Here is a 16,493-nt window from a genome sequence, read left to right on the forward strand (position 1 = left end):
AGAAAATTGTCAATGTTAACGTTGCGGAGTTCGATTAATGCGGCGTCCGACGACGATATGTCACATAAGAATAGTCGGAGGTGTCGCCCGCGATCGCCCGGTTTCCGCTGCGGTCGGTTTCGCGCCAAACCGACGGATCGATCGTTGGAAAAACGGCATCGCCATCGACCTCGGCGTGAACCTCCGTGACTTCGAGACGATCCGCCGCCGGCATCGACGCGACATAAATCTCCGCGCCGCCGATCACCGCAATCTCGGTGACCGAACGTCGCAGCGCATCCCCTCTTGCGACGGCAAGGGCGTCCGCCAGCGATCGCGTCACCACGGCGCCGGTCGCAGCGAAGTCCGGGTCGCGGGTGATGACGATATTGGTCCGTCCCGGCAGTGGCCGGCGCAACGAGTCGAAGGTCTTGCGGCCCATCACGATGGGCTTGCCCAAGGTGATCGCCTTGAAGCGTTGCTGGTCGGCCTTTAGCCGCCACGGAATATCGTTGCCCTTGCCGATCACGCCGTTCTCGGCCACCGCGACGACCAGAACAATTTCCAGATGCCGAGAGACAGCCGCGATCACACCGCGACCTCGGCTTTGATGTGGGGATGGGGATCATAGTTCTCGAGTTTGAAATCCTCGTAGCGGAACGCGAAGATATTCCTCACCTCGGGATTGATCGTCATCGTCGGTAGCGGACGCGCCGGCCGGGTGAGCTGAAGCCGTGCCTGCTCGAGGTGATTCGAATAGAGATGCGCGTCGCCGAGGCTATGCACGAAGTCCCCGGGCTTGAGCTCTGTGACCTGCGCGACCATCATCGTCAGCAACGCATAGGACGCGATGTTGAAGGGCACGCCCAGAAACACATCCGCCGAGCGCTGATAGAGCTGGCACGATAGTTTTCCGTTGGCGACATAGAACTGAAACAGGCAGTGGCATGGTGGCAGCGCCATCTTGTCGACATCGGCCGGATTCCACGCGCTGACGATCAACCGCCGCGAATCCGGATTGCGCTTGATCATGTCGACCACGTTGGCGATCTGGTCGATGCTGCGTCCGTCCGGCGCAGGCCATGAGCGCCACTGCGAACCGTAAACCGGTCCGAGATCGCCGTTGGCGTCGGCCCATTCATCCCAGATCGAGACGCCGTGGTCCCTCAGATACTTGATGTTGGTCTCGCCCTTCAGAAACCAGAGCAACTCATGCACGATCGACTTGAGCGGGAGCTTCTTTGTGGTCAGCATCGGAAATCCCGATGCGAGATTGAAACGCATCTGATGCCCGAAGATGGACAACGTTCCGGTGCCGGTACGGTCATGCTTCTTCGCACCGTCGCTGAGTATTCGTTCAAGCAGATCGTGGTACTGGTTCATGACATTGGCGCTCTTCGAGTCAGCTTAGCGCCCGACCGGCCGGGCCGACAGCAACGACTCGGGCTTTTGCCCGGATTATACCGAGGAAAAACGGGATCGCTGGGGCAAGACGCGGTTTTGCCTCCACATTCACATCCAGGGTAACGGGGTCGGGCCGAGCAAACCTCGCTCGATTTCCGGTGTGGCGCCAACCGAAAGCGCGAAATGTGCCGTCGAGCACCCTTTTTTCCTCAACACTTGCAGACTATATTCAGGGTGCCGGTTCGCCGGCTATGGAAATAAACGGCCGTCGTAATAAACCATTCGGACCCGGGGGCAGTACCCGGCGCCTCCACCAGAGCCCGACCCGGCTGATGCGGGTTCCGGCGGGGGCGAAACAGGATCGACGAGGGCGTAAAGGGCTCGCTTTTTCTCGGTATGGTTCCGCCGTTATCGGGCTATGCAATAGTTGCAAACGACAACTATGCTCCGGTTGCTCAGGCTGCGTAACGCAGTTTGAAAGACCATTCTGAAGTCCTAGCGGGTTAAGCTCCGCTAGGCGGGGTTCGGAGGCACCTGGCAACAGAAGCCTCCACTTTCATCCGTTCGCAGCCTACTCAACGAGCCGCGACAATAATTTTCACCCGTCCGACCTGACCGTTGCTGACCTGGCGCGATCGCCGGAGTACCATCAGCAAACAGTGCGAGTCGGCTTCAAACGCTCGCAGCGAGTTGCACGACTCTGCGGAGGCGACGAGACTAACCGATGGCAACCGATCAAATCCGATACGATGTGCTGGCGCGCGACGCGCTGCGCGGCGTTCTACGCCGGGTGCTGATGGATGCCGCCGAACAAGGGCTGCCGGGCGAGCATCACTTTTTCATCACTTTTCTGTCGAAGGCCGACGGGGTGAAGATTTCGCCCCGCCTTCTAGCCCAGCACCCTGAGGAAATGACTATCATTCTTCAGCACCAGTTCTGGGATCTGACGGTGACCGAGGACCGCTTCGAGGTCGGCTTGTCGTTCGGCGGCGTGCCCGAGCGCCTCGTGGTTCCTTTCAACGCAATCAAAAGCTTCTTCGATCCGTCGGTACAGTTCGGTCTGCAGTTCGAGACCGCCGAGACCGAGGCAACTGCGGCCGATATGCCGCCAGGAGCGCCTTCGCCGCAGGTCTTGGCCGTTCCGGACGCTCCTGCACTGCCCGTCGCGGCCGAAACCGAAGACAAATCCGAAGACAAACCCAAACCCGGCGACGGCGCCGAGGTTGTCAGGCTGGACCGCTTCCGAAAGAAGAAGTAGTCCGCGTTGCATTTGGCGAGGTGTCCTAATCCTCGGGATGCGGCTGTTTGCGTTTGCCGTCGCCGCATCGAGCATAACGGACTTCATCCATGGCTTCGTCGTCACGCAGAACAAGGACACGCACGGAAACCGACAGCTTTGGCCCCATCGAAGTTCAAGCCGACCGCTACTGGGGAGCCCAGACCGAGCGCAGCCGGCAGAATTTCCGCATCGGCGACGGTCGTATGCCGATGCCACTCATCCGGGCGCTCGGCATCGTCAAACTCGCAGCGGCTCAGACCAATCGCGAGCTCGGCCTGCTCGACCAGCGGCGTGCAACCGCAATCATTCGCGCCGCGCGCGAAGTGATCGACGGCAAGCTCGACGATCATTTCCCGCTGGTAGTCTGGCAAACCGGCTCCGGCACACAGACCAACATGAACCTCAACGAGGTGATCGCCAACCGCGCCAACGAACTGCTTGGCGGTGAACTCGGCACCAAGAAGCCCGTTCATCCCAACGACCACGTCAACATGAGCCAGTCGTCGAACGACTCGTTCCCGACAGCAATGCACATCGCGGCCGCCCAGGGCATCGCATCGGACCTGGTTCCTGCTCTGACCGCTCTGCTCAAGGCTCTGCGCAAAAAGGAAAAGGCATTCGCTCACATCGTCAAGATCGGCCGGACCCATACCCAGGACGCGACGCCGCTGACGCTCGGCCAGGAGTTCTCCGGCTATGCGGCGCAGGTCGAGAGCGGCCTCGCGCGGCTTCGCACCGTGATAAAGGACCTCTATCCGCTGGCGCAAGGCGGGACCGCCGTGGGGACCGGCCTGAACTCGAAGCCGAAATTTGCGAAACTGTTTGCGAAACACGCGGCGTCGCTTGCAAGACTGCCGTTCACGAGCGCTCCCAACAAATTCGAGGCATTGGCCTCCAACGACGCCTATGTTTTCGCTCATGGGGCGATCAACGCGGTCGCAACGGGCCTGTTCAAGATCGCGAACGATATTCGTCTGCTGGGGTCCGGGCCGCGTTCGGGCCTCGGAGAGCTGGTCCTTCCCGAAAACGAACCTGGATCGTCCATCATGCCGGGGAAGGTCAATCCGACCCAGTGTGAAGCGATGACCATGGTTTGTTGTCGGGTGTTCGGGAACCATACCACTGTGACCGTCGCCGGCAGCCAGGGGCACTTCGAACTCAACGTTTACAAGCCGGTTCTGGCAGATTGTATGATCAATTCCATACTATTGCTCGCCGACGTCGTGCGGTCCTTCACCGAGCACTGCATCGATGGAATTCGCGCGGACGAGCAGCGGATTCGCGAACTGATGCAACGCTCGCTGATGCTGGTTACGGCGCTCGCGCCAAGGATCGGTTACGACAACGCCGCAAAGGTCGCCAAAGCCGCCCACGCCCGCGGAACGACGTTGAAGGAGGAGGCTCAGCGGCTCGGATTTGTCACGGCCGCGGAGTTCGACCGGCTGGTGCAGCCCGACAAAATGACGCGACCCGGATGACCCTACCCGTCGGACCGGAGACGCCACCGGCGAGGCTGACATTCTAAAAACCAGCGCCTCAGAAATAGTTATATTTCATATAGTCTAAGGATTTAGACAATATTTTCTACCACTGTTGCGGTGCATCATGGTACAGCACTACTGATGACCGCTTTTGCAGGGCGGTACGCGTTCCCAACGTTTGAGATGGCGGAATTCGGTCATGGGGGATGTGGTCAATTTAAACAAGCGCAGGAAGCGCGCCAAACGGGAGCGTATGGCGACGATTGCCGACGCCAATCGAGCACGCTTCGGCCGCCCTAAAGCGGAGCGCGATCTCATCGAACAGCGTGTGATGCGGGAGAAACGTCTGCTCGATCAGCACCGCATCGACGCCGAGGACGCATCATGAAATCGCCGGTGGTGAAACGATCGATCGTGGTGGCCGGCCACAAGACCAGCGTGAGCCTCGAGGAGGCTTTCTGGAACGGAATGAAAGAAATTTCGGGCCTGCGCGACATGACGCTGTCCGAACTGGTCGGCGAGATCGACAGCAACCGCCAACAGGGTAACCTCTCCTCGGCTATCCGCCTTTTCGTCCTGGACTACTTTCGAAGCCGCGCGACGGCTTCAGGATCCGAAAACAGCCCCGGCGCCAGATAGCGGGCATCGAATCCTCTGCTGCGAATCCCATCCGCGAATCCTATCCGTATGTCTGCTCACGTCGACGTCATGATAGTGAGCAACACTTAGGTTGTTTCCCGAATACCGGTGCTCGGCCTCTTCAGCTATTATGTACCTGTACTTCGATGATCAGCCACCACGCCGATCAGAAGTGGCCCGCCGAAGGTGAACTGCATGCCTGCGGCGCGGTCCCCTGATGGTCTGCAGCATTCCTATCGCAGTTTAGACCGAACAAGCCGCCGGTGAGATGTCATCGTGCGCTGATGATGACGCTTGCCGGAAACCAGATGGAGTCAATCATGCGAATCGACCAAAGCGGTGATGGCCGCGGCGAGCGCGAATATGCCGTCGTTAAACGATCGGTGGTCGTCGGCGGTCACAAGACCAGCGTGAGTCTCGAAGACGCGTTCTGGACAAGCCTGAAAGATATCGCGACGCGGCGGGGCATGACGCTTTCCACGCAAATCGCCTCGATCGATACCAATCGCAGGACCAGCAATCTGTCCTCTGCGATCCGTCTGTATGTACTCGAGCATTTTCGTACACGGGCGGCGAGCACCATGTTCATCGGCGAACGTCAGGCACCGTCGACGCGGCTCGTTCCGCTTGGTCCGGAATAGCAACATTCTCGGTTCTGAGGGATTCAGAATCCTCGCTCCGGGATTTTGTTGTCGAGCATTTTCTTTGCCCGAACTAAGTCTAGAGAGTGGGTCGCGCGGTCGACGCCGGCGGCCTCTGCACCAGCGGCTGGCGCCGCTGGACAGGCTTTGGAATCGGCGCAGGCCTTTTCTCGACCGGTGCCAGCAGGCGCGCAACCCAAGGCGGCGTTGGCGCATTGAACGCCTGCGGCGTGACCGCCGGACGCGACGGGATGGCCGGCCGGGATTTAGCACGAGACCGCCGCGGATCGCGTTTGGGGATTGGTGGATTTGCGACAGGCGCACCGTCCGTCGCCAATGGTTCAGCGGAAACGTCTGATAGCTCAGTTGGAAGCGATGCCATCGCCGGCGGCGGCATGACCATCCCAGGGCTCAAGCGAGGCCGCCGCGGATCACGCTTCGGCAGCGGCGCATTGGCGACAGGCGCGCCGTCCGTCACCAATGGTTCAGCGAAAACGGGTGACTGTTCAGTTGGAAGCGATACCGTCGCCGGTGGCGGCGCGGCAGGAGGCGGCGCAGGTGACGGGGCCATGCTTTGCTCGATCGAGTCGAGCCTGCGGGTTTCACGATCGATTGCCCTCACCGCAAGCCATGAGGACAGCGCGGCAACATCAATGTTGCGGTGGATCGCGTCGGGCGGTCCAACCGCGAATATCTGAACTTCCGGACGATCTTTTGCAGACCCGGCCGACGTTGAAGCAAGGCCGGCACGGATATCGACCTGATCCGCCGCGATGTCATAACCGCCGGAGACGATGGCCTGCGCGCCGTCGCCCTCTAGAGCCGTCGGGCTGACACGCAAGCGGCCATCCGTCACAGTAAATGGAATTTGCGCCGATGCGACCGCAAACGGATTCGTGGACAGAGACTGCTCCACGATCTGCTGCAATTTGTCGTCGCCGGATGCTCCGCCATCGCTCGCGTTGATAGCAGCGTCGAACATGTGCGGATCAAGTCCTGGAATGCGCGCATGCTCGAGGGTGACCAGACCGTTGCCGGACAACGCTCCAGCCAGCGCGGACGCGCTGCGACCCTGGCTCGCAAATGTCATCTGCGCTGAGGCGCGGCCAGCAGGCATTGCCAGCGCACCGTAATGCAACGCTGGACCGTCGACGTTAGTGAGTTGAACCTCGGCCTTCAAGGCAACACCGTCGGCGGCTTGCTGTATGTCGAGGCGAGCCGTGGCATCGCCATCTCCGATTTTCCCTTTCATCGCATCGAACGTCACCGAATGGCCGTCAGCTTTGACAATGCCGCTGAAGGGTCGCAATTCAATGCCTCCCGGCAGCACGCCGCGCAGCGTCTCGAATGCAAGTTGACCGCGCCAACCTTGCGGCAAGCCGGCAGCCAGTGGCTCCGCCGTATCATGTCCCGCGGCGCCGACGACAAGGCCAAACGCCGATGCGAGATCGAGCGTGTCCATTCCGATTTCGCCGTCTACGACGTTTTCGTTACCCAGATTCACCGCAACTCGCCCGCGCATGCGAGCACCCGCTGCCGTGCTATCGAGATCGTTGAAGATCAGCTTGCTGCCGGCCAATGTGACATGCGACGACAGGCTAATGTTTCGGGCACGGGAATCGGATGGCTTGAGATCCAGCAGCGGCCCGAGATCGACGCGGCGCACTGCGAGATTAAGGTCAGCCTTCCGATCCGATGACCATGGCTCCACGGTCCCTTTGACTTCGGCATCCAGATCGGTTCCCGACATCTTCGCGTTCAACCGGATCGGAGCATGCCATGCTCCCGTCGCCGTGCCCTTCAGCACGGACCGGTCGCCAACCGCGATCACGCGATCGAGACCCAGGAAAGCCGGCAAGGCCCCGCCCCGCTCCGCCGTCAGCTTCATCCGGAGCGTCACTTCACTCTGCGCCAATTCATCAAGATCGCCTGTGCGCACGGCCGCGAGCGAAGGTGCCGCAACCAGTGACAGCGAACCTTTCAGTTGCGGCAGATCGACATTGAGCTTCGCGCTGGCATCGGCCTTGTTCTCGTCGGCTGGGTTTTTATCGACGTTGAGCGTGAGGTGGAGTTGCGCAGCTCCCGCGGCCGCAGGTATTGCATCGAAGCGCGCCGCGATGGTCGGCGCGACGGGAGCAATCAAGCCCGTCATCTGCGCAACCGACGCCGATGTCGCATTCAACGATAGCTGCCCGGTTGCATTCATGCGGTCGAAAGTACCGGAGCCCTCCATCGTAAGGCCGCCGGGCGAGCCAATTTTCAATTGCTCGAGCGAGATTGCCGTTGGGCCATAGCTCAATTTGGCGGTGAACAGACGCAACTCCTGCCCTGCCGACCTCGCACTATCGACATTCAGCGACAACCGTCCCTCGTCCGGCCAACCGCCTTGCGGCCCTGCGATCGCGCGGACCAGACCAGCCGCGGCGTCGAGATCGAGACGGTCCGCTCTGAGTTCGGCATCGGTTCGCGTGCCCTTCCCTTCCGTCAGACTGATAAACGCCAGCCGTCCCTCGACGTTGCTGCCCTCGATATCGGCCTTGAGCTGGTCAAAGGCGATCTCGCTTGAATCCACGGTCAAATTGCCACGCAGACGCAATGGCTTTTGGATTTGATGGATGATTTCGCTGCGACCTTGCAGCCAGGCAACGAACGTATCCGGATCGAGCGATTCAATATCGAGAGCACCGTCGAAATGCGAAGATGGCCCGGGTTGTGCAATCTGACCGTTAACAGCCACGCGCGTTGCGCCGGGGGCCTGAAATTCCAACCGACTGATTGCCCATGATGCGGCATCGCTGCGTAAGTCAGTACCGAAATTTTGTATCGGGCGGCCACCCAGCGTAATCTGATCCACGCTGATCCCGAGTTCGACAGCAAGCCACGATTGCGGAATTTTCGTTAGATAGTTTTGCAATGCCGGCAATGCCTTTGCGGGCGCATCCCGATCCTTGCCAAGCAGGTGGTCTGCATCGAGCTGACGTGCGAACAACTCGGCATGAATCCGGGGCGACGCGCCGAAACGAACATCGCCAACGCCTGCGAGCCTCAGCGCAGCATCGCCAGCACCATAGCTCGCTTCGACCTGCTCCAGCCGCGCACCGTTCGGATCGGCCTTGATCCTGGTCGACACACGCCATGGTCTTTGAGACGGGTCACTCGAAAAATTCTTGCCGGCGGATTCTGCAGCGCCAGCCAACGTCAGCGCACCATCGAAATGCGGTGCGCGCGCATCGAATGATAAAATCCCATCGAGGTCGATGGATGCCGCACGCATTCCGGGATCGATCGCAAGATGAATGCGGCTAGCATCGCCGTCGCCAGCCCGTCCGGACGATATCCGGAACGGATAGCGCGTTCCTGACAGCACGAAATTGCCGTCGCCGCGAATGGACGCTCCCGACGACCGCAGGTCGCCACTGAAAGCGATGTCATTCAATTCCAGGGTGCTGCGGCTTGCCGCATCATGAAGCGCTACGCGGCCCGTGAGGTTCAGCCTGTCAATGGAAAACGGAGCGGAATCGAGCGACCGCGACGACAGCGGCCAATCAATCCGCCCGCCGGAATCCAGGCCGAGGTCCAGCGCGACGCCGTTGATCGTCAATTCGGTCGCGCGCCATTCTCCGCGCATCAACGAGCCCAGGCTGAATTCGACCGCGAGGTTGTCGACACGCACCTTGCCGGGATCGTTCGGCCCTCCGACAACCACCGACCGAAGCTTCAATGACGGCGACGGCAGCAGCCGGGCGTCAAGCCCGCCGTCAACCCGCACTGGCGCGCCGATCACGCGCGCCGCTTCCGCCTCGAACTGGGGTCGAAAGCGGTTCCAGTCGATAAAATACGGCCCGATCAGCGCGGCGATGAGCGCGACAATGAATGTGATCGCCAGGCCGAGCAGCGTGGTCTGCACGGTGTCTCCCCTTGAACCGTTCCGGCAAAATCGAAATCCGCTTCAGTATGGCTCTCCGGACATCGTGCCTGAGCCTAAGACTGCCGTATCGATCCCAAGCCTGCAAGACCGCACCAAATGAGCCGATGCAACATAATATCGCCAACTGTGGCGAAGTCGCAGCGACGATCGGCATCGTTTCCCGCGGCCGAAGGGACTCCGGCATCACGCCAATGGCAGTTCCTCGGATAAGAAGACCGAAGCAAAACATGTATAGTCAATCAAGAGAAGCCGACAAATGCAGGACAGAGAATGAAGGGTACGTTCTCCACCGACGCGGACCATACGCCCGAGCCCTTTCAGTGTTCGGTCATGCGGATCGAACCGCAGTGGATCGACTACAACGGCCATCTCAACATGGCCTACTACAACGTCCTGTTCGACCGGGCGACCGACGAGTTTTGGCTCAAGCTTGGAATCGGGCCCGACTACGTGAAAACGCGCAACGGCTCGACGTTCACCGCCGAGTGTCATCTGCGCTACTTGCGGGAAATTCATCTGGACGACCCGGTGCGGGTGTCCATTCTGCTGATCGCCGCAGACGAAAAGCGTCTGCACACCTTCGAGGAGTTGCGGCACGCCACTGAAGGATGGCTATCGGCAACGTCCGAAAACATGACCGTTCACGTCAATATGGCCGCTCGCAAAGTAGCGCCTTTCCCGCCCGATATTCGTGCGCGCATTCAGGCCGTCGCAGAAGCCCATAGCGCGGTGGCGCGTCCCGAGGGCATCGGTCGGCAAATCGCGATGCCCTCGAAGTCCCGTTAACCGGCGTCCCTGCTATACACCGGGGCGACGGCCCCGCATCAGTCCGACCACCGCCGAAACCACAAACAGTATCAGCGCGATGAAAAAGATGATTTTGGCGATTTCGATGGAGGCACCTGCGATGCCTCCGAAGCCCAGAATACCGGCAATCAGCGCGATAACCAGAAATGTCACGACCCAGCTCAGCATGACTGATCTCCATTCTCTCTGCGCGCCCCTCTCGCGCGTGGACTGAGAAAACAATCCATCCGTGGAACAAAGGTTCCTCGCTGCCGGAAAGCGAAAAATCCCCGAAAAACGCCCGGTTTTACGGAACAAAATTGCGATCATCCGCCAGGAATTGCGTGTGCGCTCGGGGGACGGGAAAACTGATGCTAAACGCGTCGGTGCCCCTATATATCCTCCCAATCCTGCTAAGAAGGCTCCCCTTCGCGGCCCCGCAGTGTCATCGTGGGGAGAAGACGATTCGCATGACCGAACCGAACAGATTGATCCATCGCGACGTTCCAGAGCACCAGCCCGCCGCCGGTGGCATCGCTGCGCGCGCGCGCGCAGCGGCGACGCCACAGTATCTGGCCGGCCTCAATCAGGAACAGCGCGAGGCGGTGGAAACGCTGGACGGACCGGTTCTGGTGCTGGCTGGCGCGGGCACGGGCAAGACCCGTGTGCTGACGACTCGTATCGCGCATATCCTCAGCCAGGGCCGTGCCCGCCCCGGCGAAATCCTGTCGGTGACCTTCACCAACAAGGCCGCACGCGAGATGAAGCATCGGCTTGGCCAGATGCTCGGACAAGCAGTCGAAGGCATGCCGTGGCTCGGCACCTTTCATTCCATCGGCGGTCGAATCTTGCGGGTTCATGCCGAACTGGTGCAGCTCAAATCCAACTTCACCGTTCTCGATGTGGACGACCAGATCCGCCTGCTCAAACAGCTTCTGCAGGCCGACAACATCGACGACAAGCGATGGCCAGCGCGGATGCTGGCGGGGTTGATCGACGGCTGGAAAAATCGCGGCCTGACGCCGGCACAGGTGCCGTCCGGTGAAGCCGCCGTATTCGGCAACGGTCGGGGCGGCAAGCTTTATGCCGCCTACCAGGCGCGGCTGAAAATTCTCAATGCCGCGGATTTCGGCGATCTGCTGCTGGAGAACATCCGGCTATTCCGCGAGCATCCGGACGTGCTTCGGCAATACCAGAACCGCTTCAAGTTCATCCTCGTCGACGAGTATCAGGATACGAACGTCGCACAATATCTGTGGCTGCGATTGCTGTCGCAGGCGCCGTCTCCATCACGCGCGCCTTTTCCCTCTCCCCTTGCGGGAGAGGGTGCGGAGCCACGGAGTGGCGAAGCGGGTGAGGGGTATACTTTGAATGGCGTCGAAGGTGATAACCCCTCACCCGGCTCGCGGAATTCATCATCGGGCGACGCTTTGCGTCGACCCGTTGGCTCGCCACCCTCTCCCGCAAAGGGAGAGGGTTCATTCCCACCTGCAGGAATCTCCGCACCCAAAAACATTTGCTGTGTCGGCGACGACGACCAGTCGATCTATGGCTGGCGGGGTGCAGAGGTGGACAACATCCTGCGCTTCGAGCACGACTTCCCCGGCGCCAAGGTTATCCGGCTGGAGCGCAACTACCGCTCCACCGGCCATATCCTCGCCGCCGCCTCGCACTTGATCGCACATAACGAGGGCCGGCTCGGCAAAACGCTGCGCACCGAGGATGTCGATGGCGAGAAAGTCACCGTCACAGGCTCATGGGACTCGGAGGAGGAAGCCCGCGCCATCGGCGAGGAAATCGAACAATTCCAGCGCGCTGGCCAAAAACTGAACGAGATCGCAATCCTGGTGCGCGCCTCGTTCCAGATGCGTGAATTCGAAGACCGCTTTGTAACGCTTGGCCTTCCCTATCGCGTCATCGGCGGTCCCCGCTTCTACGAGCGCGCCGAGATCCGCGACGCGCTCGCCTATCTGCGCGTCATCAACTCGCCGGCCGACGATCTCGCCTTCGAACGCATCGTCAACGTACCCAAACGCGGCCTGGGCGATGCCACCGTCCAGATTCTGCACGAGATCGCCCGCAAGCGGCAGATCCCGCTCAGCGAGGCCGCCCGCGCCGTCGTCGAGACCGACGAGATGAAGCCGAAAGCGCGCGGATCGTTGCGCGGCTTGCTCGATAGTTTTGACCGCTGGCGCGTGCAGCGCGAATCCATGCCGCACACCGAGCTTGCCGAGATCGTGCTCGATGAGAGCGGTTACACCGAGATGTGGCAGAAGGACCGCTCGGCCGATGCCGCGGGCCGCCTCGAGAACCTGAAAGAACTGGTGCGCTCGATGGAGGAGTTCGAGAACCTGCAGGGTTTCCTCGAGCATATCTCGCTGGTGATGGATCGCGACGGTGGTCCCGACGAAGATGCCGTCTCGGTGATGACGCTGCATTCCGCCAAGGGACTCGAATTCGACAACGTCTTCCTGCCCGGCTGGGAAGAAGGTCTGTTTCCGCATCAGCGCGCGCTGGATGATCAGGGACGCGCCGGCCTTGAGGAAGAACGCCGGCTCGCCCATGTCGGCCTGACACGGGCGCGCCGTCGCGCGAAGCTTTACTTCGCCACCAACCGGCGCATTCACGGCTCTTGGTCGACGACAATTCCGTCCCGCTTTCTCGACGAACTGCCGGCGCATAATGTCGAGATCACGGAATCGAAGGGTGGCTCGGGTTGGGGCGGAACGAGCGGCTACGGTCCCTCGCGTTTCGACAACGTCGAGTCGTTCGGCTCGAGTTATGCGACGCCCGGCTGGCAGCGCGCGCAGGCCAACCGCGGTCGCGGCGGCTTTAATGAGACCGGCACACCCTACAATGCGAGTCGGACAAAATCGAAGCGCGCGCCGTTCACGATCGACGGCGAACTGGTCGCAAAATCCACCGGCGCGACCTCCACCTTCTCACTGGGCGACCGGGTCTTTCATCAGAAATTCGGCTACGGCAAAGTGGCGCGGATCGACGGCAACAAGCTGACCATCGTCTTCGAAAAAGCCGGCGAGAAAAAGGTGGTCGACAGCTTTGTGGAGCGGATGTAAGGCAAAAATCCATGGATCGAACCAGGGTTTCATTCGCAGAAGCCGAAGGGAAAGCAAAATTCCCTGCTATTCTGAAATGGGGCGAAATTGATCAACGTCTTCGAGCATCAATCTGGACGCCCATCTTCTTTTTTCTGGACGACCACATACGAGAAAATGATTATCGCAGGCCTGGACAGTACTTAGTCGATCCAGCCAGCAGCATGATGACTCGCGAATTTGTTCTTCGGCGCCACCAATTTATTAGCGACTACGTAGAGTACTTTTACAAAGATGAGTATTTGAAAAGCTGGAGCAATTTTTTAAGGAGGCTGATTACGTCGAGATCTTTGATTTTTTACAGTTTATTATTCGCGATACAGACTGCCCAGATGATCTAGCCACGCGAATTTCGAAGGCAATCGAGAAGCCGTTCAGTCCTTATCGACTTTCGGTCGACGCAAAGACAATTTTTCCCGCCCTCGGAAAGGAAGAGACCCAGTCGTTGCAACGCGATATGCAAGTCGCTTTTTCATCTTCGTTTTCCGGGAGTAAAACGCACCTACAGACAGCGCTTAGCGCACTTGGAGAAGGCGAATACAGAACGGCAGTTCGCGAATTGATTCACGCTGTAGAGAGCGCAGTGAAAGATTTTACAGGTGATCAAAGCGCCGTTTTATCAAAGGCATTGAAATCCCTTATAAATGAGACCGGAGTTCATAGGGCTCTCGCCGATGCATTCGATAAATTATACGCTTACACGAGCGACGAGAAAGGAATTAGGCACGCTCTCGTCTTCGGCAACAACGAGAAAGTTGGATTTGACGAAGGGGTATTTTTCCTATCGGCTTGTACAGCATTCGTGGGCTTCTTAAGCCGGAAGAAGCAGGGCTAATCTCGCGCCTACCGATTGCGAAACCTCGCACGCATTCCTATCTATTGATCCGCACTCTCCGTCGTCCTGCCACCCGGCCGCGATAATCATCCTTCGTCCTTTTTCCGCCCGCTCACAACGCATCAAGCTTGCATGTCGCCTATCATTTCCGTTTCAAATCTCACGAAGACCTACGCCTCCGGCTTCACAGCGCTGAAGACCATCAACCTCGATATCAACCGGGGTGAGATTTTCGCGCTGCTCGGCCCCAACGGCGCCGGCAAGACGACGCTCATCAGCATCATCTGCGGCATCGCGAACCCGACGGCCGGACAGGTGCTTGTCGATGGTCACGACATCCAGCGCGACTTTCGGGCTACCCGCTCGCTGATCGCCCTCGTGCCGCAGGAACTGCACACCGATGCGTTCGAAACGGTCTGGGCCACCGTCAGTTTCAGCCGCGGGCTGTTCGGCAAGCCGAAGAACCCGGCTCACATCGAGAAGGTTTTGAAGGACCTGTCGCTGTGGGACAAGAAGGACAACAAGATCGTCACGCTGTCCGGCGGCATGAAGCGGCGCGTGATGATTGCGAAAGCGCTGTCGCACGAGCCGCAAATCCTGTTTCTCGACGAGCCGACCGCGGGCGTCGACGTCGAACTACGCAAAGCCATGTGGGACGTGGTGCGGACGCTGCAACGATCCGGCGTCACGATCATTCTGACGACGCATTACATCGACGAGGCTGAAGAGATGGCCGACCGCGTCGGCGTCATCAACAGGGGTGAGATTATCCTGGTCGAGAAAAAGGCTGCGCTGATGCAGAAGCTCGGCAAAAAACGGCTAAAGCTGCATCTGCAAGGCAGGGTCGACGCCGTGCCGTCACCACTAGCGGCCTACGACCTCGAGCTTGCCGATGGCGGCAAGGAGCTGATCTACACCTACGACACCCGGAGCGAACATACCGGCATCACCAGCCTGCTGAGCGATCTCCGCGCTGCCGGCATCAGGTTTTCCGACCTCGATACGACCCAGAGCTCGCTGGAAGAGATCTTCGTCAGTCTGGTGAGGGCCTGACATGAACTTCGAGGCTGTGAAGGCGATCTACCGGTTTGAAATGGCGAGAACCTGGCGCACGCTGCTGCAAAGCATCGTTTCGCCGGTGGTCTCGACGTCGCTTTACTTCGTCGTGTTCGGCGCAGCGATCGGATCGCGCATCACGCAGGTCGAAGGCGTCAGCTACGGCACCTTCATCGTACCCGGATTGGTGATGCTGTCGGTGTTGACGCAAAGCATCACGAATGCATCATTCGGGATCTATTTCCCGAAGTTCATCGGCACCATCTACGAGATCCTGTCGGCGCCCGTCTCCTATTTCGAAATCGTGCTGGGCTATGTCGGAGCGGCCGCGACCAAGTCGATTATTCTCGGCTTGATCATCCTCGCCACTGCGGGCCTGTTCGTGCCGTTGCACATCGAGCATCCCGTATGGATGCTGACATTTCTGGTGCTGACCGCTGTGACTTTCAGCCTGTTCGGATTCATCATCGGCATCTGGGCCGACGGTTTCGAGAAGCTGCAGATGATTCCTCTGCTGGTGATTACGCCGCTGACATTCCTCGGCGGAAGTTTTTATTCGATCAGCATGCTGCCATCCGGCTGGCAAACCATCGCGCTGTTCAATCCCGTGGTCTACCTCATCAGCGGCTTCCGCTGGAGTTTTTACGAAATCGCCGACGTCAGCTTATCCGTGAGCATGGGCATGACATTGGGTTTTCTCGCGGTCTGCATGATCCTCGTGTGGTGGATTTTCAAGACCGGCTACCGGCTGAAGAACTGAGGCTTGTGCAAATTATAAAATCGCGGCCCGGTTTGACCCGGACCGCGATTTCGTTATGCCAGACATGCCCTATCGATAGCAGTGGAAATGGCCGTGCCGCCAATAGCCGCGGCATCGATGCCCGCGGCGCGGTCCGCGATCCGGAATGCCGAGCACTCCCTTGACGCCACCAACCGCGCCACCGACGCCTGCGCCGATCGCGCCGCCAACCGCGCCGCCGACCGGACCAGCCGCACGATTACCCTCGCGCGAACCTTCATTTGCGCCCCGCTCCATGCCTCCGATGACGCCTTGAGCGTGCACCAGATGCGGAATGGAGAAGAGGGCCAGCGCCGTCGCCGCTACAGCGAACTGCAGCCGGATGGAAGCTTTGATAGGCAATGCTCCGGTTCTGATCTTCATCTTTATCTATATCCTTGTGCTGGGCTCAGCCGCGAACGGGCCATGGTCACTGGATTGAGGTAAGCATAACGTGATTGCGCTCCAAAGGTTCCCGAACCGTCGCTGGTTGCAGTCGCTTGTAACGAACCCCTCTCCCATGCGGCTTTTTAGCCGTGTCTTGGCCTCGGTTATGCCGCTTCGCGAGTTA

15 protein-coding genes and 1 other RNA gene are annotated in these 16,493 nt (G+C 59.7%); 11 read left to right on the top strand and 5 right to left on the bottom strand.

Annotation, left to right across the window (positions count from 1 at the left end):
• Positions 1-34: 34 nt before the first annotated feature.
• Together ACSZOQ_RS11115 and ACSZOQ_RS11120 are read right to left on the bottom strand one after the other, a co-directional pair.
• Positions 35-547, bottom strand: coding sequence for a dihydrofolate reductase (locus ACSZOQ_RS11115; RefSeq protein WP_439926019.1), 513 nt, complete (start codon positions 545-547; stop codon positions 35-37).
• A 20-nt stretch (positions 548-567) separates the two neighbouring features.
• The gene (locus tag ACSZOQ_RS11120; RefSeq protein ID WP_439922594.1) at positions 568-1,362 is read right to left on the bottom strand and encodes a thymidylate synthase; all 795 of its coding nucleotides are present in this window, start codon (positions 1,360-1,362) and stop codon (positions 568-570) included.
• 218 nt (positions 1,363-1,580) lie between these two features.
• On the opposite strand from ACSZOQ_RS11120, the gene ssrA reads away from it, so the two are divergent.
• From ssrA to ACSZOQ_RS11150, 6 genes are all read left to right on the top strand, one after another.
• Positions 1,581-1,938, top strand: a transfer-messenger RNA (tmRNA) gene (ssrA, locus tag ACSZOQ_RS11125).
• Positions 1,939-2,107: 169 nt separating this feature from the next.
• Positions 2,108-2,641 (top strand): SspB family protein, encoded by a 534-nt coding sequence (locus ACSZOQ_RS11130; protein WP_439922595.1) that lies wholly within the window; start codon positions 2,108-2,110, stop codon positions 2,639-2,641.
• 89 nt (positions 2,642-2,730) lie between these two features.
• A complete protein-coding gene (fumC, locus tag ACSZOQ_RS11135) occupies positions 2,731-4,140 on the top strand; it encodes a class II fumarate hydratase (RefSeq protein ID WP_439922596.1) in 1,410 nt (469 codons plus the stop codon).
• A 202-nt stretch (positions 4,141-4,342) separates the two neighbouring features.
• The gene (locus tag ACSZOQ_RS11140; protein WP_439922597.1) at positions 4,343-4,531 is read left to right on the top strand and encodes a DUF4169 family protein; all 189 of its coding nucleotides are present in this window, start codon (positions 4,343-4,345) and stop codon (positions 4,529-4,531) included.
• Positions 4,528-4,782, top strand: a complete 255-nt coding sequence (locus ACSZOQ_RS11145; RefSeq protein ID WP_439922598.1) for a ribbon-helix-helix domain-containing protein — start codon at positions 4,528-4,530, stop codon at positions 4,780-4,782. The genes ACSZOQ_RS11140 and ACSZOQ_RS11145 overlap by 4 nt, the downstream gene beginning before the upstream one ends.
• Before the next feature lie 320 nt (positions 4,783-5,102).
• Positions 5,103-5,423 (top strand): ribbon-helix-helix domain-containing protein, encoded by a 321-nt coding sequence (locus ACSZOQ_RS11150; RefSeq protein WP_439922599.1) that lies wholly within the window; start codon positions 5,103-5,105, stop codon positions 5,421-5,423.
• Between the two features lie 79 nt (positions 5,424-5,502).
• Here the strand turns inward: ACSZOQ_RS11150 and ACSZOQ_RS11155 are convergent, their stop codons facing one another.
• On the bottom strand, positions 5,503-9,330 hold the full coding sequence (locus ACSZOQ_RS11155; RefSeq protein ID WP_439922600.1) for an AsmA family protein: 3,828 nt from the start codon (positions 9,328-9,330) through the stop codon (positions 5,503-5,505).
• Positions 9,331-9,621: 291 nt separating this feature from the next.
• Between ACSZOQ_RS11155 and ACSZOQ_RS11160 the strand changes: the two genes are divergently transcribed.
• Positions 9,622-10,137 carry a thioesterase family protein gene (locus tag ACSZOQ_RS11160; RefSeq protein WP_439922601.1) on the top strand — a complete coding sequence of 172 codons (516 nt, stop codon included), beginning with the start codon at positions 9,622-9,624 and terminating at the stop codon, positions 10,135-10,137.
• Positions 10,138-10,149: 12 nt separating this feature from the next.
• On the opposite strand, the gene ACSZOQ_RS11165 is transcribed toward ACSZOQ_RS11160, so the two are convergent.
• The gene (locus ACSZOQ_RS11165) at positions 10,150-10,326 is read right to left on the bottom strand and encodes a DUF1328 domain-containing protein (RefSeq protein ID WP_439922602.1); all 177 of its coding nucleotides are present in this window, start codon (positions 10,324-10,326) and stop codon (positions 10,150-10,152) included.
• 281 nt (positions 10,327-10,607) lie between these two features.
• Here ACSZOQ_RS11165 and ACSZOQ_RS11170 point away from each other — a divergent pair, with 281 nt between their 5' ends.
• The 4 genes from ACSZOQ_RS11170 to ACSZOQ_RS11185 all read left to right on the top strand — a co-directional run bounded on the left by ACSZOQ_RS11170 (position 10,608) and on the right by ACSZOQ_RS11185 (position 15,904).
• A complete protein-coding gene (locus tag ACSZOQ_RS11170; RefSeq protein ID WP_439922603.1) occupies positions 10,608-13,214 on the top strand; it encodes an ATP-dependent helicase in 2,607 nt (868 codons plus the stop codon).
• Between the two features lie 484 nt (positions 13,215-13,698).
• Entirely contained in the window at positions 13,699-14,088 is a 390-nt protein-coding gene (locus tag ACSZOQ_RS11175) for a hypothetical protein (protein ID WP_439922604.1), read from the top strand.
• A 132-nt stretch (positions 14,089-14,220) separates the two neighbouring features.
• Positions 14,221-15,141, top strand: a complete 921-nt coding sequence (locus ACSZOQ_RS11180) for an ABC transporter ATP-binding protein (RefSeq protein ID WP_439922605.1) — start codon at positions 14,221-14,223, stop codon at positions 15,139-15,141.
• 1 nt (position 15,142) lies between these two features.
• Positions 15,143-15,904, top strand: a complete 762-nt coding sequence (locus ACSZOQ_RS11185; RefSeq protein ID WP_439922606.1) for an ABC transporter permease — start codon at positions 15,143-15,145, stop codon at positions 15,902-15,904.
• 69 nt (positions 15,905-15,973) lie between these two features.
• On the opposite strand, the gene ACSZOQ_RS11190 is transcribed toward ACSZOQ_RS11185, so the two are convergent.
• On the bottom strand, positions 15,974-16,306 hold the full coding sequence (locus ACSZOQ_RS11190; RefSeq protein ID WP_439922607.1) for a hypothetical protein: 333 nt from the start codon (positions 16,304-16,306) through the stop codon (positions 15,974-15,976).
• Positions 16,307-16,493 lie beyond the last annotated feature (187 nt).

This window comes from Nitrobacter sp. JJSN, assembly GCF_051912485.1.
Classification (GTDB): domain Bacteria; phylum Pseudomonadota; class Alphaproteobacteria; order Rhizobiales; family Xanthobacteraceae; genus Nitrobacter.